The sequence below is a fragment of the Streptomyces sp. NPDC060049 genome, from assembly GCF_042736715.1.
Lineage (GTDB): Bacteria > Actinomycetota > Actinomycetes > Streptomycetales > Streptomycetaceae > Streptomyces.
Genome location: NZ_JBHWVV010000023.1, coordinates 37,698 through 61,208 on the forward strand (window position 1 = coordinate 37,698; position 23,511 = coordinate 61,208).

Genomic DNA, 23,511 nt, shown 5'->3' on the forward strand with positions numbered 1-23,511 from the left:
ATGGTGAACGGTGAAGGGAAGACCATGAGCACTGCCCCCACGGCAGCCACGGGTGACGAGCACTTCGACCCTCCGATCAGCACGGTCGCGGGGACCGGGGTCGCGGGGCCGCCCCAAGGGGAGAATGTGCGCGCTGTCTCAGCTCAGTTGAGCAATCCGATCGGACTCGCCGTGGACAGTTCCGGCACCGTTTACATCGCCGACTACGGCAACCATCGGGTCCGGAAGATCACGACTGACGGAAAGATCAGTACGGTCGCGGGGACCGGGGTCGCGGGACCCGGGGGAGACGGCGGCCTCGCCGTTTCGGCCCAGCTGCAATACCCGCGTGGGGTGGCGGTGGACAGTGCGGGCGACCTCTACATCGCCGATTCCAGCAACAACCGGGTCCGGAAGGTCACCATGGCCGACGGGAAGATCAGCACGGTCGCCGGCACGGGCACCGCGGCATTCGGTGGTGACGGTGACCTCGCCACCTCCGCGCGGCTGAGCTACCCGTCGGGAGTGGCGGTGGACAGTGCGGGCGACCTCTACATCGCTGACTACAGCAACAACCGGGTCCGGAAGGTCACCATGGCCGACGGGAAGATCAAAACAGTCGCGGGCACGAGCGCCGCGACTTATGGCGGTGACGGCGTCCCGGCAACCTCGGCCCCCTTGCAGTACCCGCACGGAGTGGCGGTGGACAGTGCGGGCGACCTCTACATCGCCGATTCCGGCAACAACCGGGTCCGGAAGATCACGTGGTCCGATGGGAAGATCAGCACGGTCGCCGGCACGAGCGCCGCGACCTTCGGCACTGACGGTGTCCCGGCAATCTCGGCCCCGTTGTACACCCCCATGGCCGTGGTGGTGGACAGCACTGACACCCTCTACATCGCCGACTGCAACAACCACCGGGTTCGGAAGGTGACGGCCGACAAGAAGATCAGCACGGTCGCGGGCACGGGCGCCGCGACTTATGGCGGTGACGGCGTCCCGGCAACCTCGGCCCCGTTGAACTCCCCGTGCGGGCTCGCCGTGGACTGTGTCGACACCCTCTACATCGCGGACCTGAGCAATAACCGGGTCCGGAGGGTCACGTCGGCGAGGATTGCCGGGCTGCCCGATTCGGGCACGGTGGCTTCCTGGGCCAACGTCCGCAGCAAGTTGCGGATGGGGGTCGTACGTGAGTCGACCAAGGACGGGGCCGAGGTACACCAGACCCTCGCCGCCTCCCGGGATCACCAGCAGTGGCGGCTCATCGCGGCGGGCCATGACGACGGCGACATTCTGTACAGGATCGAGAACGTGCGCAGCGGCAAGGTGCTGGAGGTCGTCGGAGCGGGAACGGCGGACGGGGCAGTGGTGACGCAGCGTGCCCACGGGGGTGCTGACGCGCGCCACCAGCAGTGGAAGCTGATCCCGGTGGGCTCGGTGACCGACAGCCCGCGAGTGTTCGAGATCGCGAACCGAAACAGCGGTCTGCTTCTGTACGTCGACACCAACGCCCGCACCGTGATCAGGCAGCACGGGTCGCAGGGCGACCAACGCAACCGGCAGTGGCAGTTGCTCCCCGTGTGACACACGCGTGGGTCAGGGGCCGCGTCGCCCCTGACCCACGCGAAGCCGGGCCCTACTCGGACTTGGAACGGGGGGGCTCCTCGGAACGAGGGGGTTTCTCGGCGCTCGCCGGGGGGGCCTTGCCGGGCTCCTCGGCCTTGGGTGCTTCGGGAGCCTTGGGGGCTTTGGTGTACTCGCTCTTGTTCGGCTTGCTCGCCAGGTCCGGGTTCTTCTGAAGGCCCTCGTGCTTCTCCACCGTCTCACGCGCCTTCCGCATGCCGTCCGACGCCGCCGTGGACACCGAGCCGGGATCTTGGGCGTACTCGGCCTGCTTACCGGCCGATCGCTGGGTGGTCTGGATGAAGGAGCCGAGGAAGCCCAGCATGGCCCGTGCTTCGGGTGACTGCTCGCGTACCACCTTCGCCTGAAAGGAAGCCCCATGAATGGTGCTGCTGTCCAGGCTCGTGCTTTTGTCGTCGTACGCGTCGGTTTCGACGTCCTCGAAGTCGTCGACACTCGCCGGTCGGGGCTTGTCTTCGTTGGTGTTCACCGAGAAGAGTTTCGCGCTGTCGCCCGCGGATTTGAAGATGTTGCCGAACACCATGGTCGTCACCCTTTGTCGTCGTCGTGTGCCCGGTCAGGGCTGCTTGTACAAGGCTCGCGGGTCGTCGATCAGGTCCTCGCCGTCGAACATCGTGTGGTGGACGTCCAGGGAAGAGACGACCTCGGCCAGCCCCTTCATACGGAAGCCGCCGCGGGCCAGGTCGATATCACCGATGTCGCGGGCGACCAGCTTGTCGAGACCGGGGTAGTTGCCGGGCTGCGGGGGAGACAGGACCGCCACCGGCACGGCGTACATCACCGCGATCAGCCCGGTGAAGGTCACCGGGATCTCGTAGCGGAACTGCTTGAGGCAACGCCGCTGGGTGGCGAGGGTCTCCACGCGGGAGCCGGGCGGGACCTGGCCGGAGATCTGCGATTTCGAGGCCCAGCTGGTGTTCAGGGAGCCACCGACGGAGCCCGAGATGCCCAGCAGCAACGAGGCGTTGAGCGCCGCGGTGCCGGTGGCGCTGCCCGTGGTCGTGAACGCCACCGAGTTCGTCACCGCGTTCGTAGCGGAGTTCGTCGCCGCGTTCCTCACACCCGTCTCGGTGGCGTTGGCATTGTCCACCCCCACGCTGTCCTTGCTGTTTTTGTTCGTCATCGTGTTGGCGTTCTTGTTCGCCATCTCGTTCTGGAGCTGCGTCTGGAGCTGCGTCTGCAGGTCCATCTTGAGCTGGTTCTGCAGCTGGAGCTGGAGCTGCGCGGTGACGCTGCCGCCGAAGGTGAGTTTGGCCTCCCCGGAAAGCGACCAGGTGACCCCGTTCGACACGGTGAAATCGACCGAGTCGGTGAACGTCATCGCGGACGCCTGGCTGCGGTTGACGTAGGTGCGGCAGGAGAACGTGTCGGGTGGGGACTGGCTGATGTCGCACCGCTCTTCGATCAGCGGCTCCCCGAGGTTCATGTACGCGAGCCAGCCACGCTCGAACGCGGTCCCGGGAAAGGTGCCGAAGCTCGACTTGTTCACGGAGAACCCGACGGGCTTGTGCCGCACGCCGTAGCCGTCGACGTAGACCAGATTGGGGTGGTCCAGGATGGACTCCCAGATCTCCGCGATGTTGAGCTCCCGCAGGTTCTTCTTCGTCAGCGGCTGACGCTTGGCCCGCCCCAGGATGTACGCGTTGGAAGACATTCCCCGCCCTCGACTAATCCGGCCGAATTCCACTAGATGAAATGCAAACAAAAATCTGCCTGCCCAGAAAGGCGAAGCTAACATGCGCTCCGCCGCCCGGGAAGGCATCTCCGTACCATGCGCTCAATCGAGTGATAAATGCTCGACAGCTTCCTCAACTCTTCTATTTCATGGGTACCTTGAGGCTTGTCGATCACTCGACCGGTGGATTCCCGAATCAACCCGCCTACGGGTGGGTTATTCGTGTCAGTCAATCCAGTCGTTTTCGAGTGTGCGGAAATGCCGCGCGACAGGCCACTGCATTGAGCGTCCGATGCGTTTTCAATAATTCAGAACAGGTGAGGTTTCCGCGATGTACACCCAGGAACGCACGGCGATGTCGAATCTGGTGGTCGGCGGCCCGGTGGCGGTAAACAGCTACGACAACGCGATCGTGGCCGCGCTGGTGGAGAATCGGCCGGTCATGCTCGTCCACGCCTTCAACGGCGGCTACCTGCGACCCGCAGAGCTGAAGGAGGACGACCACAAGAACGGCGTCAAGCTGTCCACAGCGCTCGACTCCGCCACCAAGGAGGCCAAGGGCCACCTCTGGCACATCACTCCCGCCGGCTTCTTCGGGCAGCGACCGCTGTACTTCATCGAGAGCGCGGCGGGCCAGGTCACGCCCAAGCTCGCCAGTGCGGGCCAAGCCGACGCCGGGCGCGGCGACGACGGGGCGCCCAAGCCACAGCGCAGGCGCATCACCGTCCACCAAAAGGCTCCCGAGAGCACGGCCGACACCGTTCAGGTCGGCCTGCCCGACAAGGTGGACGCCCTGTGGCGCGGGAAGAACGGCGCGCCCGAGGACACCCAGCTCTGGGTCGTCACGGTGACGCCGTGGGGCGGGATCACCTTTGTGCCGATCACCCACCCCGATGCCATCCTCGGGTTCAAGGACCACGCGGTAGGGGCCGACAGCGAGGTGCGTCTCACCTACAACTGGGGCGGGGACTTCACCGGCACGGTCATCAACACGTTCTACCCGCGGCTGCCCAACGAGTGGAGCGTGCCGTACCACCACGTCTTCACGTGATCCGCAGCAGCCGCGCACCCGTCCCGAGCCCACGCCCCAACCGCCTGGAAGAGGCACCACAATGCCCGTGCCCACGCAAGAATTGAAACTGGAGATCGTCAACGCCGCCACGGGGAAGACCCTCGGCGCCAAGGCCGCGCCGGGCGCGGACGGGGCGCTCGTCGTCCGCGACTTCCCCGAAGGCGGGCCGAGCCCGGAGCAGTGGCACCTCACCCCCGTACAGGCCGCGCAGGGCGGACAAGCACAGGGAGAACAGGCGTATGTGATCCGCAACGCGGCCAATGACAAGGTGCTCGACAACCCCGCCGCCGCAGATAGCGGCGTCAGGCAGTGGAACGCCACCGCCGGCAGGAAGGCCCAGCACTGGCACCTCGTCCCCGTTGAGGGTGAAGCGGGCGTGTACTTCATCGAGGCCGCGACCGACAGCGCCGTTCTCGACCTCGCCGACCCCGCCAATCCCGACGTGGACGACGTGGAGGGCACCCGGGTCGTCCTGCGCGAGCACGACGACAGCGCGGAGAGCCAGCGGTGGCGGTTCGTCGCGGCCGAGCCCGAGCGCGTCAGCGACCCCGTGCTGCCCTGGGCCTCCCTGGATCACTGGAACGGCCGCCGGTCCTGGCGTTTGAGCCGCCCTAACGCGCTGCGGCCGGCACACGGCGCCACGCCCTGCTTCAGCGACATGCTGCTGGTCCTCGAGAAGTTCGGCAGCGACCAGGACGCCGGCGGGTGGAAGAGTTACAAGGCCAACCACTGTCCCAGCGGGCAACCGAGCTGGTGGGCCGGGCTCGGTGACCGGTTCCTCGCCGACACCACGAAAGCAGGGCGAAAGGACATCGTCGGGCTCAAGCCTGCGAAGGGGGCTGTGACGTCGTCCGGCAGGGGCGACGGAACGTTCGACGACGACGAACGCGTCCTGCACCAGTCCGCGCCCTCCTCGCATCCCGCGGACCGGTGGACCCTCGTCGACCTGACGGGCGACGGCAAGCCCGACGTCGTCGTGCTTGCCACCGACGGTGTCCAGGTATCCCCCCAGAACGAGGACGGGACGTTCCCGCCTGCGGGCGGCGAGCCGGTCCTCAAGGCGTTCGGGCACGGCCAGCAGGCCGGCGGGTGGCTTGCCGACAAGCATCCCCGCTTCCTCGCCGCCACCACCAGCAACGGCCGGCTCGACATCGTCGGCTTCCACGACGACGGCGTCTGGATCTCCCTCCAGAACGAGGACGGCACGTTCGCCGACCCTCTGTACGTCCTCGACGACTTCGGCGTCGACCAGGGGTGGAGCTCGGTCGAGGAACACCCCCGGTTCCTGCTCAGCACCACCGATGGCGGGGCGGTGGACATCGTCGGGTTCGGCCCGCAGGGCGTCGTCGTCGCACGCGGACGCGGCGACGGCACGTTCGAGCGCGCCAAGCTCGTCCTGAACGACTTCGGGCACGCCCAGGGGTGGACGAGTAAGAAGCACCTTCGCTTCCTCGCCGACGTCACCGGCGACGGCAACCCGGACATCGTCGGCTTCGGCAACGAAGGGGTCTGGGTATCGCACAACCGCGGCGACGGCCGGTTCGAGCAGGCCCAGCTGGTGTGCCGCGGCTTCGGCTACAACGAGAACGCAGGCGGCTGGCGGGTCGACCGCCACCCCCGCTTCCTCGCCGACATCACCGGCGACAAACGCGTCGACATCGTCGGCTTCGGCGGCTCGGGCGTGTACGTGGCCCGCAACCTCTACCGGCGCTTCCAAACCCGATAACCGTCGGCAAACCTCTTCAGCCGGACCACGGTGACCTGCCGGAACCCGTCACCCCGACCCGACGTGCGGCCCGGTGCGCCCTCGCCTGCCAGGCCGCACGTCGAGCAGCCGCAGTAATCCGGCTACTGCGCTGACAGTGAGAGACGGCTCGGTCTTGCCTCAGGCCGCTCAGCGTCAGCCCGCGGGGAAGGGCTCCGCTCAGGGTGCTGATGCTGACGTCTGGGTGGTCGAGGTCGACCGCGGGCTTCCGGCTGACCAGCCCTGGCGCACAGCTTCGAGGGGCTTGGCCCGTGTGACGGTGATACGCCTGTACACGATGCCGGTCACGTGCCCGGCTTGAGACACGAGACACATGGACACACATTCTGCTTGCATAACGCACGTCGGGCAGAAGCCGCGCTTTGCTTCGCCTTCGAAGGTCTCGTACCAGGTTGGCTCGCCGCCCTCACCAGTCCAGGTGACCGTCTCGAATCCCACCCACCACATCACTGGTGTGCCGCCGAGCTTTTGACAGTGGCGGCAGACACAGGTTTCCCTGTCAAGTCCTTGTGTTCAGGGTTCAGGGTCGCGCCGAAGGTAGCCTCTGGGTGACCTACCACCGCGCCACTCGGGGAGCGGCCCTGCTCGCTGGCACAGCTGACTCATCTCGCCAAAGTAGGTCAGAGCCGCATTAGTTCGCAGGAATTCCGGCCGTGCAGCTTCCTAATCGAAGACGTTGAGCACGCGTCCCCGGATCTTGCGTTGCTCGAGCTTGAGGTGTGACAGGCGAAGTTCACCGATGGCAGTGGTCCTGGCGAGTTTGCGGGTCTCCCAGAACATCTTCATCCACTCCGGATGGGTGACTTCCCAGAGATAGATGGCGAGGTTTTCCCTGAGCAGTTTGGTGAGCTTCTTGCCGTTGAGGATGCGTTCGCGGACGTCGATGTTCTGGCGGGGGCCGAGGCACTGGACGGCGGTGAGGAGATCCTCGCTGTCCAGATGGTCCGGCGGGATCTCTCCAGCTTCTTGGAGGGCGTCTGCGAGCTCTCGGACCTGCTGAGGTGCGGGAAGGTCCTTGGCGGAGTGGAGGGCCAGCATGGCGGCCACTGAGTCGGTGCTGGTGGGCCGCATGACGCGGCCTTCGAAACGGACTCGCTGCGCCCATTCGGCGGCTTCGATCTGCCGTAGCTGTCCGGTGAGCTCGGCGATGTTCTCGTCCGCCAAGGCGGCGGCGCCGGCGGGCGTGCCAGGGCGGGTGTCGCCGTCGTAGTGAGTCCAGGAGGGATTTCCTGCTCCCCAGGAGAGTGCCCGCGTGGTGACCATGGTCTGCCAGAGGCGGGCAACGGTCAGCGCGTCCTCGCGCGGGTCGTTGTCGCCCCGCTCGGGAGAGATGCCGTGCATGCCGCCGCCCGGCCGAAGCCCGGGGGCGGAAGACGGCTGGGCCGGCTTGGCGCGCGGATCGCGGAGGTTCGCCTTCGCCAGCGCGGCCAGACCGCAGCCGGTGGGGTAGCGCTTGCCGCGAATGCGATGAGCGAAAGCGAGCGTGTCGACGGTCCGCTTGAGCAGGGAGTCTGGGACGTCGGTGACCATGGCGGCCGCGCGAAGATCGGCGGTGAGGATGCCGTGGCCGATGACTAGCCGCTTTCCGTGCAGAGCGTTGATCAAGCGGCTGGCAGGGCGGGGTCCTTCGATCAGTTCTTGTCCCGTGACGCGGAGTTCGGCCCCGCTCCATTCGGCATGGACGAGCCCGGCCCGGCCGATCACCCAGCCCTCTGGCGGCGCGGGGGCAACCCCGCGTCCGTGAGCACGAGAGCCGCGATCGAAGTCGACGTCGCAGAAGGTCAGTGCCAAGGGGCGCCCCTGTCCCTGTCCCTGCTGATGCTGACGGCGACGACGTGATGCCTTGCCCAAGGGATGCCCCGTTCCTCCAGAAAGTGTGACGCAGTGCGATCACATCGTGACAGCAGCCACTGACAGTCCTATCTGACCTGGGGGAAGCAGCAGGGGCGGCCTGCGTCCGCGGCACCGACCGGGGGCCTTCGAGGCCGCAGGTGACGTGGCCGAGCCGAGGGCAGACGGTCAACCGGCCGTGTTGTGCTCGGTTTCCGGCACCGGGGGCAGCCAGTGCACGGCGTTGTCGCGGAAGGACGCGTGGATCGGCACGAGGTCTGGGCCGCTGGTGTCGTCGAGGGCAGTGACGTTGATGCCGATCTCCGGGATGTCGCTGTCGATCGCCGCGACGCGGCTGCCGCAGGTTATCGCGGCACAATGAGGTGTCTCAAAGATCGCCAGATTATGCGGTCTTCCATGTGTCTCACCAATGAGTCAGGAGAGCGGCTTGTCCAGCGCCGTGGAGGAAGCATCTGCCGAGGCGGTGGTTGACAGCCATCGGACCGTTGTGGAGTTCGCGGCGGTGGACTGCGCCGACGCACACGGAGTTCTGCGCCGGGCTGGCGTCGAGGAGAGGCAGCGCTTCATCCTCGGACCGGACGGCTCCTACGACTTGAATCTGAATCGGATGATCCGGGACCTGCCAAGTTGGGGTGTCCGCTCGACCAACGGTCAGCAGGCGTACTGCTCCGACTTGATGATCACCTGCCGGTTTCTCCACGAGGGCCGGGGCGGCAAGACGATCTGGGACATGGATGGTGCCGATCTACGTGCTCTCAAGCAGGCCCGGCTCTTCGCTGCCAACCCCGGCGACCGGATCGGCTACGGGACCTGGAACCGGCTGTTGGCCTCGCTCGACAAGTGGGTGCAGTGGTCGCTGGACGCAGAACTCCTGGCCGCGGAGCCGTTCCGGTACGTCGACAAGATGGTGATGACTCCGCAGGGCCCCGTCCAGGTCCGGGTGAACGCCGAGGCGGAGCTCGGCAAGAGCGATCGGCCGATCACGTTCCTGCCGTACGAGGACTATCTCCTGTGGCGGGATGTGGGGCTGCGTGGCTTCTTGCCGGACGGTGAGCGCGATCCGAAGTGGCGCGGGCGCAACGCCGAACGCAATGCGCTGTTCTCGGACTTGCTGGTCTGCACCGGGATGCGGCTGACGGAGGCGTCGTGCCTGCTGGTGCCCGAAGTGCCGCCGCTCGCCCACGGCCGCGGGGACTTCCATCTGTCGAAGTCGACGACCAAGAGGGAGAAGGCCCGCACCGTCTTCGCGCGCCGACGAGTGGTGCGGGATCTGCACCACTACCTCGCCATCGAGCGCGATGAGGTGGTCCAGCGAACACGCGAGGCCCGCGGCTACACCTGGGCAGACGGGCACAGAGTACTGCGTTCGAGCCGACAAGCGCTGCTGATCGAGGGCAGTCGGCGAGCTCGGACCTATGCCGACATGGGCTACGAGGACCGCTTGCGGCTGGTATCGGTGGACGCGCACGGCCGTGAGGCCGGTCCGCTCTGGCTGTGGCTGGGAGAAGACGGGCAGCCGCTGAAGAGCTCCACTTGGCAGTCAGCGTTCCGGCGGGCGAATAAGCGGTGCGCGAGCTTCGGCCTCGACTTCGACGTGCACCCGCACACTCTGCGGCATACATTCGCCGTGCACATGTTGGGGCTATTGCTGCGCCAGACGATCCGGGCGATGGGAATGGCCGAGGACCGCCGCTTCACGCTGGCCCAGATCAAGCGGATGCTGATCGGTAATCCGATGCGCAAACTGCAGCTGCTGCTCGGGCATACCCGGGAGCACACGGTCTACCTCTACCTGGATGTCCTGGACGAGGCCCAGGAGATCGTTCTCGCAGCGCTGGCCGAGTGGGACGAGCAAGCGGCGGCACTGGACAGCATCGAGTTCGCGGAAGGTGACCTGTGAGCCCGAAGCGCGTGCGGTTCTCGGCGACGGCGACCCCGCCGACGGGGGATCCGGTGTCGAGCCTCGGGCCGGTGGTGTTCTCCGTGCCGTTGCTCGTGCTGGGCACGGAGATGGTGGTGGACCTGTCCGGTCTTGGACATCCTCGCCTGGTCCGGCCGCTGGCGAGTGCCATGATCGAGGAACTCGGTACCAAGGGCGGGGTGAGGCAGCGGGCGCGGCTGCAGGAGGCTGTGCAGACCGTCCGTGATTTCGTCGCCTTCACCGCAGCTGCCCTTGAGGGTCACGGAGAGATCGCCCTGGACGACCTGGAGCCGGGCCTGCTCGACGCGTACAAGCAGGTCCTGCTCGGACAAAACGACGCAGAAAGCCAGCGGGTGGATGTGCTCGCGCTGTTGCTACGGATTCTGCGAAAGGTGGACGAAGCCCAGCCCGGCCAGTTCGAACTGGAGTTTGCCAACCGCATCAACGCCAGGCGCAGTTCCGAAGAGACCACCGCCTCGAAACCACTGAACGCATACCCGTTCCCGGTATATGAAGCGATGGAGGCCGCAGCCCTGGCCGGGGTCGGAAAGATCCGCGAGCGAATACTGGAAGGCGAACGGCTGGCCGAGAAGGGCCACGATCCCGAGGCGCACGGATGGGACCGGCTGGAGAACATCTGCTGGTACCTGGCGAACCGAGGCCCGCTCACCCCGGGCCACCTCGCCATCCGCGGGGTCGCCGACCACGGCGGCATGAAAGCGCTGAACTCACGTCTGTTCCTGACGCCCGGGGACATGGTTCGATTCCAGGTCCTCCTGGCCTGCCAGACAGGCCTGGAGCCCGAGGCCATCAGGGAACTGCTGGCCACCTGCCTGGTCAGCCCCGCTCGTGGCTACGTCACCGTCAGCTACCTCAAGCGCCGTTCCCGAGCCGAACAGAACAAGTCGCTCCGGGTGCGCGACAGCGGCACACTGCACACACCGGGCGGCGTCATCCGCCTTGCCCTCCGGCTGACCCAACGGGCACGGGACATGACCGGAGCGGGAGAACTGTGGGTGCTCCCCTCAGGGACTACGGGCGTGCTGGCACCTCGATTCACTCGGACCGTCGCGGTGGACACGTTTCCGCGACGGGCGTTCATGGCGGAGAACAAGATCGATGCGATGAAGGACCATGACGGCGGGAGCGTCTCGCTGGACCTGCGCCGGATCCGCAAGACGTTCAAGTCCCGGCAGTACCTCCGCGCGGGCGGGATCCTGCCCGACTTCGTCAGCGGGCACTCGCCCGGCGTCGCGGCCCGACACTACGCGGACATCGCCGCCCACGACGAGATCCACGACCAGGCCGTGGAGGCAGGACTCGCTGAGGCGCTGGCAGTCACGTTGCCACCGCCCGTAGTGCTGGGCGAAGACGGCAGCCGGCTGGACGACGGGCAGGAGGAGCTGTCGTCCCAGGTCGTGCAGGACGTGTTGTCCGGCGCGACGGACGTGTGGCTGTCCTCGTGCATGAACTTCTTCGCCTCGCCGTACGCCGCGAAGAAGGGGGCTGCATGCCCGGTCCCGCCATGGGTGTGCCTGGAGTGCCCGAACGCGGTATTCACCACCCGCCACCTGCCGGCGGTGCTGTCCATGCTGGACACCATCGAGCGCCAGCGCGAGGAGTTCTCGGTCCCCGAGTGGCAAGCCCGGTTCGGCCTGGCCCACGAGCGCATCACCACCGGGGTCCTGAACCGGTTCAGCACACGCCAGGTCACGACCGCTCGTGCGATCGCCGAGGCCGGCGGTCCTCGGTTCGTCCTGCCCTCCTCGTTCTTGGAGACGATCCAGTGACGCTGACGTTCGCGACCTCGCTCGCGGTGCGGATCCGGCCCGCCCCGGATGACTTCGTGCTGCCCGAGAAGTACACCAGAGGCAAGGCGAGCCGGGGTCCCCGGTTCCGCGACGATGTCTGGGACCTGCGGGAGTTCCTGCCGCGGACAACCCGGCGCGGCCGGGTGAACTTCCTCGTCTTCGAGGAGGGCCTCCAGCGGCACACAGCGAAGGAGTACGCGTTCGCACTCCTTCGGGAGACGCCGGGCAACCAGCTTCGCCCGGCCAAGCCCACCGGGCTCCCCCAGGCGATCCACACCCTGGCCCGGGTCTGGAGGCACCTGCGCGCGATCGGGGTCGACCGGCTGCAGGACGTGCGCCGCGAGCACTTGGAAGCTTTGCTCCCGCTCCTGCGGCCGTCGGGTCCCAACATGGTCGAGGACCAGGTCACCACACTCAAGCGGCTGGCCGAGTTCGGCCCCTACCTCTCCTACGACCGGCTGACGCTCAGGCCCTGGCCCTACCGCACCGCTCGGCAGATCTCCGGCCTGGCGAACAGCGATGAGAACACCACTCCTCGCATTCCCGAGGACATCATGCGGCCCATCCTGGCCGCGGCAATCTTCTACGTTCAGTGCGCCAGCCGTGACCTACTGGCCGCCCGCGACGACCTTGCCAGCCTGATGGAGGCCGCGAAGGCTGAGCCCCAGCCGCTGCCGTTCGGTAGGAGCGGCAGCCCGACGCGGGAAAAGGTCGAGCGGTTCATCACCCAGCGGCGAGCAGAGGGCCGCGGCCTGCCTGCCCTCCCGCTGGAGCACATCCACACCGTGCCCGGAGTGACGGTCGTCGACGGTGTGGTCCAGGCCCCGAACCTGGCCATGATCAGGCATTTGAGCGGCACCCGATCCATCCACCACCTGCGTCACCTCCTCGTGGTGGCCGGGAACGAGTTGGGCTGGGAACAGGGGGGCCTGCCCACCGCCCGAGCATTGTGGCCGGCGACTGGCTGCCCCTGGCGGGACGGACTGAGCGCCACCTCGGTGAACGCGGAGATCGTTCATCTGCGCGTCGCGTGCTGGGTCGTCATCGCCTACCTCTCGGGCATGCGCGACATGGAAGTGCGGGAACTGGGACGCGACTGCGCGTTCACCGAAGTCGGCGCCGACGGCCGAACCCGGTACAAAATCCGTGGACGTGTCTACAAGAACCGCAGGCTCTCCGGCGACGAGGCCGACTGGGTGGTGTTGGGCGTCGTCCACGAGGCCGTCGAGGTGCTGAGGCTCATCAACGATGATCCCACCCACCTGTTCGGATACCGACAGCTTTCGGGATACGCCTTGCTGTCCAACATCCCCCTACGGCTCAATAACTTCCGTGATCACCTGAACGCCTTGTTCAGCACGGTGGAGGGCCCCTACATCCCACTTCTGGCGCAGGAGGACCTCGGTCTCGGAGCCGAGGCAGAGCCCGTCGACACCGGTAAGGACGACGAAGCCACGGACGAGGACCCTTTGGCCTGGTCGTTCGACACCCGGCAGTTCCGGCGCACGCTGTCGTGGCACATCGCCAACCAGCCGTTCGGGGTCGTCGCCGGAACCCGGCAGTACAAACACGCCAGTCACGCAATCTTCGAGGGATACGCCGGAACCTCAGCCTCCGGATTTGCCGACGAGGTCGCCGCCGACAAGGCCGTCGCCCGGTTGGACTACGTCGAGGACCTCTACCACGACTGGAACGAAGGAGGCCGGTCCGCCGGCGGCGGGGTCAAGCGGGTCGAGGCCGAATTCGACCGCATCCGGGCCGAACTCGGCGACCTACCAGGAGCCGTTGCCAGCCCGGAACGGCTCCGGACGATGCTGCGGCACCTGACCCGCACCCTGCACCCCGGCGCACTGAACGACTGCTTCCACCACGCGGAGACCGCCGTTTGCGGCAAACGGGCCAAGACCATCCGGCAGCCCCTACCGATGCTCAACATGTGCGTGACCTGCCCCAACTCCCGTCGGTCGGCGGTCCATCTTCCCCGGATCCAGCTCACGCGAGACCTCGCCCGCGAGGAGTTCAAGGACACCAGGGGCCTTCCTCACCTCCAAGAAACCGCCATCCGTGAGTACCAAGCCACCCTCGATAGCTTGGTCATTGAACTCACCGACGAGGAAGGCAGCCGCCAGTGACCGGCCCGCGCACTACCCAGACTGTCTTCGCCCAGCTCTCCCGCGGATACGAGCTGACCGACATGGACCGCAACATCATGCGCGCGTTCGAGCGGCTGCTGGACGGCCGCCCGGAGATCACGGACGGCTCCGTCAACGTCGTGAACATCGCCGCCGAGGCGGGCATCTCCCGGGCGTCCTACTACCGCTCGCCCGTCGCCGGCGCCATCAAGGAAATCCTCACCGCCCCCGACGCCAAGCGTCCAGAGGTTGACGAGCTCAAGACCGAGGTGACCCGGCTGCGGAAGGAACTACGCGAGTTCCGCCGAGAGAAGGCCGGGGAGGTCCGTGAGCTGAAGACCACCGTCGCCACCTACGCGAACCAGATCCAGGTCCTGGCCTTGCGCAATGCGGAGCTGGAGGTCGACGCGGCCGCCCTCCGCGGCCAGATCGCCGATGCGACCGGTGGCACTGTCCGGCCGCTTCGGAAGCCGCCAGCCTGACCGGCACGGGCCGGGCGATCGTGCGAGCCGCTGACGGATGGTCGTCCGCAGATGGGGGCGCGTCGGGGCAGTCAAGTCCCGGTTCAAAGCGGTGTTCCCACTGCTTGGCGAAGCCCAGTCGCTCGGGAGCAAGGGGTTCATGGGTTCCTCGAGACGGTGGAGGGGGACAGGCCGAGCCTTGTGGCTCGCCCCGAAGGTGGCGTGGCCGAGGGCGGCGTCTGGGAAAGGTGTGGCGGGGTATGTCAGTCGTAGTACCGGGCGGGAAGGAAATGGGCGGAGCAACCGGCCATGACCTCCAGTCCCACACGCGGTGGATGACAGCGTTCTGGCATGCCAGCAGGATGGTCGGGGTCGGCACGGATGCTTTACCACTCGACCCACCAGGCTTGTCTTGTTCCCGGTCTCGCGCGTCAGCGCCCGGGACAACCACGGCACCTGGTCGATGGGCAGTCTCGGAGGTCCTGCGGCGGGGCGGGTAGAACGCTTCTGCACGCGCAGCGGCGCGGTTGTGCAGCTCCGCTCACACGCGCAATCCGCGCGCCGCCTTTCGGCCAATCTCACTACTCAGGGTCATTGTTTGTAAGCTCTACGTGCCCGTCTGGCTAGGATAGTCGCAGCGGACACGGCAGCTCATCGCCGATAGCAGGTCCGTTTCCGCCTTCCCCTTTTGCCGCGAGTAGAGGCTGGATCGCTGTGACAGCACGCGTGGAAGACCTTCGGAAGCTTCTCGACCAGGCGGCGGGCGGTGCGGTCGAGATCCCGGTGTCGGTGTTCGCCGACCCCGACGCCGCGGGGCTCGTCTTTCCGGGCGGTACGGTGCGAATCGACGGCGCGGTGGGCGGATCGCGGACCCTGTCGGTCGGCGGGCAGGCAAAGATCACCGCGTCCACGGCGCCGGTGGACCTCGCGTTCACCGTCGACGGCGAGTGGGTGACCGGAGCGGTGGCCACGGTCGACCTGGGCCAGGACTGCAGTCTGGTCCTGGTCGATGGCGCCCCGGACGGTACGGATCTGCCCGCCGGGGCCTGGGCGCTGACGGACGGCCGGGCGCTGCGGCTGACCCGGCGCATGCCCGCGCCGCCGACCGACCCCCAGCGTCTGGACGGCCTGGGCCGCGCCCTGCCCGCCGTGAAGCCCCGCGACGGAGCCGGCCGCGACGCAGCTGCCCGGCACCGGACACCCCGTGCGCTGGTCACCGATCACGGCATCCTCACTCCCCGTCCCGGGCCGCGTCTCCGAAAGGGCATGCGGGTCTTGGATGCGCCGTCGGTGCGCGGCTGGTCGCCGATCGGTACCCCGGGCGGCGAGAACGGGCTGAGCGTCGACTACTACAGCCCGCCGCTGCGGATTGCTGGTGCACTGACGGCGCTGCCGGCTTCCCCGCCGTACAAGACGGTGGTCGGCGGGGTGCTGCTGGTGGACACCGGCGCGTTCAACGGCTCGGCGATGGGCGCCTACGTGGTGCCCGGCTCCGGTGCGGATCCGTCGCTGTTCGCCTACGGTTCGCTGGGCAGCCAGGTCGGTTTCGGCCCGCCGCTGTTCCAGGTGCGCGGGATCTCGGCGGGGTTCGGGTGGAACAGCCGTGTGCGGGTGCCGGCCGCCGACGCTCTGGACGACTTCCCGTTCCTGATGGCCTTGGACAATCCGGGGGCGATCGGCGCCGGTGACGATGAGGTCGACCCCCTCGAGGTCCTCAGCAAGCTGATCGGCGGCTCACTTCCGTGGGTGCGGCCGCAGGAGGGCGACCTGTGGTTCGCGGCAGGTTTGGCCTTCGACTGCTTCGAGACGTTCAGCGGCCGCGCCATGGCGCTGGTGCAGACCGGCTCCGACCTGACGATCAGCCTGCTCGGTGCGGCCGGGATGCAGCTGCCCACCAAGAGCGACAAGAAGATCGCCCGGGTGGAGATCGGCATCGAGGCCACGTTGCGGCCGACGGCCGGGGAGCTGAGCATCGGGGCGGCGTTCACCGAGAAGACGTTCCTCATCGACCCGAACTGCAAGCTGCGCGGCGGCGTCGGCATGAAGTTCTGGTTCGGCAACCACAAGAACGCCGGCGACTTCGCGTTCATGCTCGGCGCGATCCCCGCGGGCCGGGAGCTGCCCGCCCGCTACCCCAAACAGCAGCCCGCCAGCATCACCTGGGGCGTCGGCTCCACCGTCAACATCACCGGCAACGCCTACGCCGCGTTCACACCCAAGTCCCTGATGGCCGGCGGTTCCCTGGACGTCGTCTTCCAGTCCGGGATGCTGCGCGCCTGGCTCACCGCCCGGGTGGACGCCCTGCTGGAGTGGAACCCCTTCTACTTCGACGTCGGCATGGGCATCCGGGTCGGGGTCTCGGCGACCATCAAGGTCTGGTTCGTCAAGATCAAGATCTCGATCGAGGTCGGCGTCAGTGTCCGCGTCTGGGGCCCGTCGGTCGGCGGCGAGGCCACCGTCCACCTGTGGTTCATCTCCTTCACCATCGGCTTCGGCGCCGGCCGCCGCAACCACACGCCGGCGCTGGACTGGGGCGGCTTCCAGGGCATGCTCCCTCCGCCGGAGAACATGGTCCGCACCACGGCGATCGCCGGCTACGCCGGCGAGGGCGCCCCGGCCACCCGCGGTGCGGTCAAGCCGTGGCTGGTCAGCAACGGCGGCTTCACGTTCACCGCCGACACCCAGGCCCCCGTCAGCAAGGTGTACCTGAACCAGGGCAGCGACACCATTGAAGCCGCCGCCGGTGATGCGGTGGACATCCTGCCCATGCATCTGCGGGGCAAGGGCAGCGAACTGCGCGTCTGGCTCACCTACAACGCCAAGCCCGCGACCCTGGCGTCCTGGGGCCGCACCATCCTGCGCGGCAACGTGCCCAACGGCCTGTGGGGCCAGCGCCCGGACGGGGCCGACGACGGGATCATCCCCGGCCGGATCCTCGGGATCCGGCTGACCTCGCCGCCGGTCGACCACGGCACCTCCACCGGGTTCCTCGACGAGAAGGCCATCTCCTTCGACCCCATCAACCCCGACGGCAAGCAGCCACTGTCCGGGGAGCCGGCCACGGGCCCGGTGCCGACGCGGCCCGGCGGGGTGATCGCAGCGATCCACAACGGCATCGACACCCCAGTCACCCGCGACAGCCGCGCCGCCCTGGCCCAGGCGCTCAAGGGGCTCGGCACGGACCTCGGCGTTCTCCACAGCGAGCTGCCCGCCTATGCCCACGCCGCCGGCACCGCGTTCACTGCCGAGCCGATGCTCGTCGCCGGCTGACCCGACGCGTACCACTGGGCCGCCTCATAGGTGGGGCGGCCCCGCCTCGCCACGCGCCTGCGCACGGTGCCCCGCCCCGCCCTCCGCCGCGTTCTGTCGAAAGGCACGCCCTGTGACCACCACGTCCGAACCCGCCTCTCCGCCGCGCCCCACCGAGCCGGCGGGCCAGCACCGCACACGGTTCTTCGACCACCGCATCCCCTCCCTCTACGCCGGTCGGTATCGGATCGACAACCGGCAGGTCCTCAAGGACGTCGACGGCACGGACCGGACCGTCGATGCCACCCCGCAACCTTTCGATGTCGTCCAGCCGCGCTTCAGCTTCGACCCGACGGGCATCAACGCGCAGTTCCCCGTGCCGGACGCGGTGGGCACCTACAGCCAGACTCTCGCCCACATCAACCTCGACGCCCCCGGCCTGCCGTGGGCCCGGCTGCTCGGTGAGGGCCAGCCGGGAGCCGTCCCGTGGATGGCCCTGCTGCTGTTCCGCGAGGACGAACTGCCCGAGGACCGGGACGCGGTGGGCCTGGTCAAGACGGGCACCGTGCGCGAGCTCCTGGAGGGGGCCCACGGCCTTGGAGCGGTGCCGGTCATCGCCTCGGGGAGCATGCGTCCTGACGAGTACGACGAGCAGTGCGCCTCCGTCCTCGTCCCGGCCGCGCTGTTCGACGCGGTGAAGCCGCTGCCGGTGGAGATGGGTTACCTCGCGCACCTGCGCGAGGGCGGACGCCCCGACGCCGACCACACCCGCGCCGGCGCGGACCCCGAGCCGGACGAGGGCGAACTCAACGCCGTCCTCGTGGCCAACCGCTTTCCCGCAGCCACCGGCGGGCGTCACGTCGTCCACCTCGTTTCCCTCGAAGGCCACGACCGGCACCTGACCGGACCGGCGCCCACCGACGGCGTACGCCTGGTCTCCCTCGCCTCCTGGTGCTTCACCACCGAACCCGACTCCGGCGTCGGCTTCGGCGACCTCGCACAGCGCCTGGCCGCCACCGACGGCGGCACCGGCGACGAGCCCCTCCCGCGTCCCGCGGACGAGCTGCGCCTACGGGTGCCGACCACGGCACCGGCCAACCCGGCCGGAGCGCAGAAGGAAGCCGTGGACCGGATGGCGTCCGGGGCCGTGGCCCTGCCGCAGCGCCTGGAGACCGGCGAGCGCACCCTCGCCTTCTACCGCGGCCCGCTCACCGCGCAGCCGGCCCAAACCCCGCCCCCGGCGGCCGCCACCCGCCTGGACTCACCCGGTGAGGCGCTGATCTACCTGCAGCGCTACGGCGTGTTCGACACCGCCTACGCCGCCGCGTTCACCACCGGCCGCACCCTGGCCCTCGCCAACGCCGAATTCCGCAACGCCCTCCTAGAGTTCCGCTCCGCGGCACGCTCCGCGGTTCGGCGTCTGGCCTCCCACCCGCAGCTCGCCCACGCCGCCGCGAGCACGCTGAACGGCCGTCACCTGACCGCGCCGCTCGCGTTCGAGGCATTCGATCGGCTCCTCACTGACGGCGGCGCACGCTCCGGCGGCGCCCGCCTCAACCAGGCCCTCGACCAAGCCGGCCCGCAGCTGCGCGCCGGCCGCCGCCGCACGGGTGTGCGCACCCGCCGCGGTCCGGGGGACGCGCGTGCCGTCCTGGCCCAGCCCGACCTCGCCGGCCTGCTCACCCAGGCCGCCCCGGACGACTTCAAGAAGGTCACCGACTGGCTGGACGCGCTGCGCCGCCTGGAACTGCTGAGCCTCTCCCACCTGGTCCCCGACCCCCGCGCGCTGCCGGCCGAGAGCATCCGCTTCGCCTACCTCGATCCCGCGTGGGTGCGGGCCGCGGTGGACGGGGCGCTGAGCGTCGGCGTCGGCCACGCCCTGGACGCCGACCTCAACGCTCTGGCGACCGACGGCGGTCCGGTGCCGAAGTGCGCTGTGCTCGTCAACTCCAGCCTGGTGGAGAACTGGCCCCAGACGATCGTCACCGCCTACAAGGGCACCGAAGTCGTCGAACCCGTACGGGAGGCCGTCTTCGGCTCTCAGATTCGCCTGGCGCTCTTCCCCGAGGTCATCGACCGCTTCGAGCTCGCCGAGCCCCCGCGGGGTCTGTGCTTCGGCATCGGTGACCGCGGCACCATCGAGCTCCGCGAGATCACCGGAGATCACATCGGCCACCCCATGGGCGAGTTCCCTCCGCCACCGCCTGCCGACGACAGCCGCTTCCGGCGCTTCCTGCGCCCGGGCGGGAGGGATGTCCTTAATGTCGACGGTACCGGCGACGCCTTGGTGCCCGCCCTGTCCAGCGCGCACGGGCTCACCGGTGGGCAGCGGATCTCCTCCGCGCAGTTCGCCCTGCAGATGATCAACGCGCCGCAGGCCCAGACCTTCTCCCGGCCCTGACTCCACGTCCCCGCGCTGCACTGCCAATGCGCTGACCGAAAGGACCTCGGGCCATGTCCGTGGACACCACCCTCATCGTGCCGGTCGAAGTGGCGGCCCTCGCCGTGAACCGGGCCACCCGCGACACCGGTACCCCGCACGTGTTCCATCGCTGGATCGCCAACTTCAAAGACGTCGGCCAGGGCGTCCCGGCCGAGCCCGCCCCGTTCTCCGGCCCCGAGGAGTGGACCGGCCGCGAGGACCGCCTCGGCGTCTATCTTCAGTGGGAGCTGCCCGCCGCCCTCACCCGTGGCCGCCACGACGAGGAAGAGGGGGTCGGGGACTTTCCCCTGGTGCCCAACCGGTGGCTCGTCGTCCGCCATGCTGACAGCAACCGCAAGCTCAAGGCGTGGGTCGTCGAGAGCGACTACCTCGACCCGATGAACGGCAGTGTCTCCTTCCAGGATCCCGACAGTGAGGAACCGGCCGCGACCCTGATCGGCAGGTGCCACGAACTCACCGGTCCCTGGCGCGAGCCGTCCGGCCGGCGCGAGCCGTTCCTCACCGCGATCGGCCCCGGACTGCTGACCTTCTCGGTCTTCCAGCCCTACAACAGCAACGTCTTCTCCCTCCACGACACCCTCCTGGACGCCCCTGAGGGGGAACTGCCCGCGCGGGAGCGGCTGAGCTACTTCGTCGCCGGCTGGTACGCCCAGCCGGACAGCGACATCCTCGCCGGTACCGACGACCTGGCCGCGCTGCTGGAGCGCCTGCGGTGGCGGCCGCCGGTGGGCTCCGGCAGCGGCATCCGCTCCTCCGTCTACTCCGGCACCGTCCTGGGCCTGGACTGGGACCTGACCGGCCCCGTCCCCGACTCGCCCTGCCCTGAGCCGGCCGACGTCACCCCGATCGTGTCCAACAGCATCGCCGAAGCCGTCGGCGAGCTCGGCGCCCGGGCCGACGGCCAAGGAGCGCTGTCCGCGGATGAGGCCGACCTGTTCCGGGCCTTCCTCCTGGGAGGCATCGATGCCCTGGAGGAGAGCGACCGACCCGAGGCCGACATCCTCACCGACCGCCGCGCCCACGACAGCGCCTTCGGTCCGGTCGCCGGCGGCTACCGATGGTTCATCGGCGAACGCGGCGAGGAGACCGGCCGCACCATCTCCCGCGCGACCCGCGCCGCGGAGGCCGACACCGTCGCCGACCTCAACCGCCGCCAAGCCGCGCATGACGCCACCGAAGCCGAACTCGACGCCGCCCGCGAGCGCCTCTACCACCTGTGGTGGCTCAGCCGCCTGGAACGCCGGTCGGACGAGTTCAATGCCCGTATCGACGACGAACTCGATGCCGGCAACGCGGACGGCGCGGCCGGCCGTGTCGTCGCCCTCGCCCGCGAGGTGGCCGAACAGCGCGCAGAACTGCCGTGGGGCAAGAGTGAAGCGGAACTGGCCACGCGCATCGACGCCCTGTACCCGGCCTACGGCGCCCGGGCCGCCCGCCGACTGATCCGCATCCCGGCCGAGGACTTCGAGTACAGCGCCGACCCGGTCCTCACCCTGGAAGGCGCCAACCTCCACGCCCCCCTCACCCGCGACACCGCCCTGCCCTGCCGCACCCCCGAACGCCTGGTCACCGGGGCTTCCGGCACCACCACCGCCGACGTCGCAGCCACCGCGGCCCAGATCGACCTCACCGGCCAGCAGCCGGCCTGCTTCCCCGCGCTGCTCAGCGAGTTCCTCATCCTGGACCGCGCCCTGCGCAGCGGCGCGATCCGGGACGTCACCGGAACTCTGCCCGAGTACGGCACCAAGCCGTGGGAGATGCCCTGGCAGCCGCTGTTCCTGCTGTGGAAGGCCGAGTACTTCCCCCTGCCCTTCCGTGACGGTGACACGGCGCACTGGGACTTCATCGAGGGCTCCCGCTACCAGTGGAAAGGCACCGGAGAGCCCGGCACGCCGCTCGTCGTCGCCGGCCGCCAGATGCTCGCCCCCACCGCCGGCCACATCATCGACGGCACGCTGCAGACCTACGCCCGCGTACGCGCTCAGCTGCCCGCCGACGCCGTGCTGCGTGTCCGTTCCCAGGCCCGCGAGGCGAACTACCTCTCCCAGACCCTCGACGGGTTCGGCGCCGCCATCGCCCAACGCCAGCCCCTGGCCGGCCTCCAGCCATCCGGCGACTTCGGCGGCCTGATCGGCAACGGCGACTACCCCCCGCCGGACCCCGGGCCCCTCAAGGCCAGCGACTGGGACCCCGACCCCGTCTCCACCTTCCAGGACCTGCGCGCCGGCCAGCTCGCCTTCCTCGACGTCGCGGTCGTCGACCGCTTCGGGCGCTCCGTCAACCTCATCGCGGCCGACCCCAGCAGCTTCCACCCCGAGATGCCGGACACCATGCGCCCGGCCCACCCCGTCAGCGACGACACCCCCGAGCGGCTGGTCGAACTGGGACCGCGCCTACTCCAGCCGGCCCGCCTGCGCTTCGACTTCCTCGCCGCCACCACCGACGAGGACACTGACCTGACACCGGGTACCAATCCCGTCTGCGCCTGGCTGCTGCACAACCGCCTCGACCAGTCCCTCGTCGTCTACGCGCCCGAGGGGGCGGCGCTCGGTGAACTACGCGTCACTTTGAACACCGCCGGCCGGCGGGAAGTCTCCTGGTCCGCCCTGCCCGGCTCCGAAGTGACCCGCTTCGAACAGCTGGAGGCACTGGCCCCCCACCCCTACCGGCTGCTGAACACCGTGAAGACCCGCGGCCCCGCGACTTTCGACGCCTTCCGCGCCACGCTCGACCGTACCCTTGAGACCATCGACCCGGACGGCCCGGCCGACCCCGGCCTCGGCTTCCTCCTCGGCCGCCCCCTCGCGCTGGTCCGCACCCGCCTCACCATGAACCTCCGCGGCCCCCTGCGCACCGACGTCAGCTGGCACAACCTCTTCGAACCCACCCCCTCCCAGCTGCCCGGCTACCCGTGGGCGATCCGTCTCGGCGAGGCGCAGCAGAGCGACGACGGCCTGGTCGGCTACGTCCTCGACAACGACTACGAGCACTTCGAGACGGTCATCGACCCGGCCCCCGGTGCCGGGGAGTACCTGCGGCCCATCGGCGACAAGCCCAGGCTCGAGCTGGACTTCGGTGAGAACAGCACCGCGGTCGCCACCGTGCTGCTCGACCCACGAGCGGCCGTGCACGCCACCACCGACATCCTGGCCACCAAGAAGGTGTTCGTCCCGCAGGAGTTCACCGACCAGGCGATCACCCGCATGAGCGTGAACTTCCGCACCGGACCGCTCCTGGCCGCCACCACCGCCCTGCGCGGCCCCCAGGGCGAGAGCGAGGAGACCGTCCTCATGCCGGCCCCGGCCGGCGTCCTCGGCACCTGGACCTGGTCGGAGAACCGCGGCGGTGAGTGGGAGAAGCTGCCGATCCTCACCCAGGACCAGTACGACCTGCCCCTGGCAGAACCCGAGATCCGCTCCGGCTTCCTCACCCTCGACGACGCCGCCGCCCATACCCGCGCCGCCCGCTGACCGCCACTCCCGACGCCACGCGCCGTCCCTTTCCGGGG

Annotated in this window: 13 protein-coding genes and 1 pseudogene; 10 read left to right on the top strand and 4 right to left on the bottom strand. The window is 68.8% G+C overall.

Going from position 1 to position 23,511, the window contains the following annotated elements; genetic code table 11:
• Window positions 1-24: 24 nt before the first annotated feature.
• A complete protein-coding gene (locus tag ACFWBY_RS32185; RefSeq protein WP_385334148.1) occupies window positions 25-1,563 on the top strand; it encodes an RICIN domain-containing protein in 1,539 nt (512 codons plus the stop codon).
• Window positions 1,564-1,615: 52 nt separating this feature from the next.
• Here ACFWBY_RS32185 and ACFWBY_RS32190 read toward each other — a convergent pair whose 3' ends face one another.
• A complete protein-coding gene (locus ACFWBY_RS32190) occupies window positions 1,616-2,146 on the bottom strand; it encodes a hypothetical protein (RefSeq protein WP_385334150.1) in 531 nt (176 codons plus the stop codon).
• A 33-nt stretch (window positions 2,147-2,179) separates the two neighbouring features.
• The gene (locus ACFWBY_RS32195) at window positions 2,180-3,277 is read right to left on the bottom strand and encodes a hypothetical protein (protein WP_385334152.1); all 1,098 of its coding nucleotides are present in this window, start codon (window positions 3,275-3,277) and stop codon (window positions 2,180-2,182) included.
• 352 nt (window positions 3,278-3,629) lie between these two features.
• Here ACFWBY_RS32195 and ACFWBY_RS32200 point away from each other — a divergent pair, with 352 nt between their 5' ends.
• Entirely contained in the window at window positions 3,630-4,349 is a 720-nt protein-coding gene (locus ACFWBY_RS32200; RefSeq protein WP_385334154.1) for a hypothetical protein, read from the top strand.
• A 61-nt stretch (window positions 4,350-4,410) separates the two neighbouring features.
• Window positions 4,411-6,096, top strand: a complete 1,686-nt coding sequence (locus ACFWBY_RS32205) for an FG-GAP-like repeat-containing protein (protein ID WP_385334155.1) — start codon at window positions 4,411-4,413, stop codon at window positions 6,094-6,096.
• A gap of 198 nt (window positions 6,097-6,294) precedes the next feature.
• Here ACFWBY_RS32205 and ACFWBY_RS32210 read toward each other — a convergent pair.
• Together ACFWBY_RS32210 and ACFWBY_RS32215 are read right to left on the bottom strand one after the other, a co-directional pair.
• Window positions 6,295-6,615, bottom strand: a pseudogene (locus ACFWBY_RS32210) (hypothetical protein); the annotation flags it as partial.
• 183 nt (window positions 6,616-6,798) lie between these two features.
• Window positions 6,799-7,926 carry a hypothetical protein gene (locus ACFWBY_RS32215; RefSeq protein ID WP_385334157.1) on the bottom strand — a complete coding sequence of 376 codons (1,128 nt, stop codon included), beginning with the start codon at window positions 7,924-7,926 and terminating at the stop codon, window positions 6,799-6,801.
• A gap of 487 nt (window positions 7,927-8,413) precedes the next feature.
• On the opposite strand from ACFWBY_RS32215, the gene ACFWBY_RS32220 reads away from it, so the two are divergent.
• The 7 genes from ACFWBY_RS32220 (at window position 8,414) to ACFWBY_RS32250 (ending at window position 23,473) form a co-directional block, all read left to right on the top strand.
• A complete protein-coding gene (locus tag ACFWBY_RS32220) occupies window positions 8,414-9,886 on the top strand; it encodes a tyrosine-type recombinase/integrase (RefSeq protein ID WP_385334159.1) in 1,473 nt (490 codons plus the stop codon).
• Window positions 9,883-11,697, top strand: a complete 1,815-nt coding sequence (locus ACFWBY_RS32225) for a hypothetical protein (RefSeq protein ID WP_385334161.1) — start codon at window positions 9,883-9,885, stop codon at window positions 11,695-11,697. Before ACFWBY_RS32220 ends, ACFWBY_RS32225 begins: the two co-directional genes overlap by 4 nt.
• The gene (locus ACFWBY_RS32230; RefSeq protein ID WP_385334162.1) at window positions 11,694-13,850 is read left to right on the top strand and encodes a hypothetical protein; all 2,157 of its coding nucleotides are present in this window, start codon (window positions 11,694-11,696) and stop codon (window positions 13,848-13,850) included. The genes ACFWBY_RS32225 and ACFWBY_RS32230 overlap by 4 nt, the downstream gene beginning before the upstream one ends.
• Entirely contained in the window at window positions 13,847-14,332 is a 486-nt protein-coding gene (locus tag ACFWBY_RS32235; protein WP_385334165.1) for a hypothetical protein, read from the top strand. The genes ACFWBY_RS32230 and ACFWBY_RS32235 overlap by 4 nt, the downstream gene beginning before the upstream one ends.
• Before the next feature lie 705 nt (window positions 14,333-15,037).
• The gene (locus ACFWBY_RS32240) at window positions 15,038-17,581 is read left to right on the top strand and encodes a DUF6603 domain-containing protein (protein ID WP_385334167.1); all 2,544 of its coding nucleotides are present in this window, start codon (window positions 15,038-15,040) and stop codon (window positions 17,579-17,581) included.
• 112 nt (window positions 17,582-17,693) lie between these two features.
• On the top strand, window positions 17,694-19,961 hold the full coding sequence (locus ACFWBY_RS32245; protein ID WP_385334169.1) for a hypothetical protein: 2,268 nt from the start codon (window positions 17,694-17,696) through the stop codon (window positions 19,959-19,961).
• Between the two features lie 53 nt (window positions 19,962-20,014).
• On the top strand, window positions 20,015-23,473 hold the full coding sequence (locus ACFWBY_RS32250) for a hypothetical protein (protein WP_385334171.1): 3,459 nt from the start codon (window positions 20,015-20,017) through the stop codon (window positions 23,471-23,473).
• Window positions 23,474-23,511 lie beyond the last annotated feature (38 nt).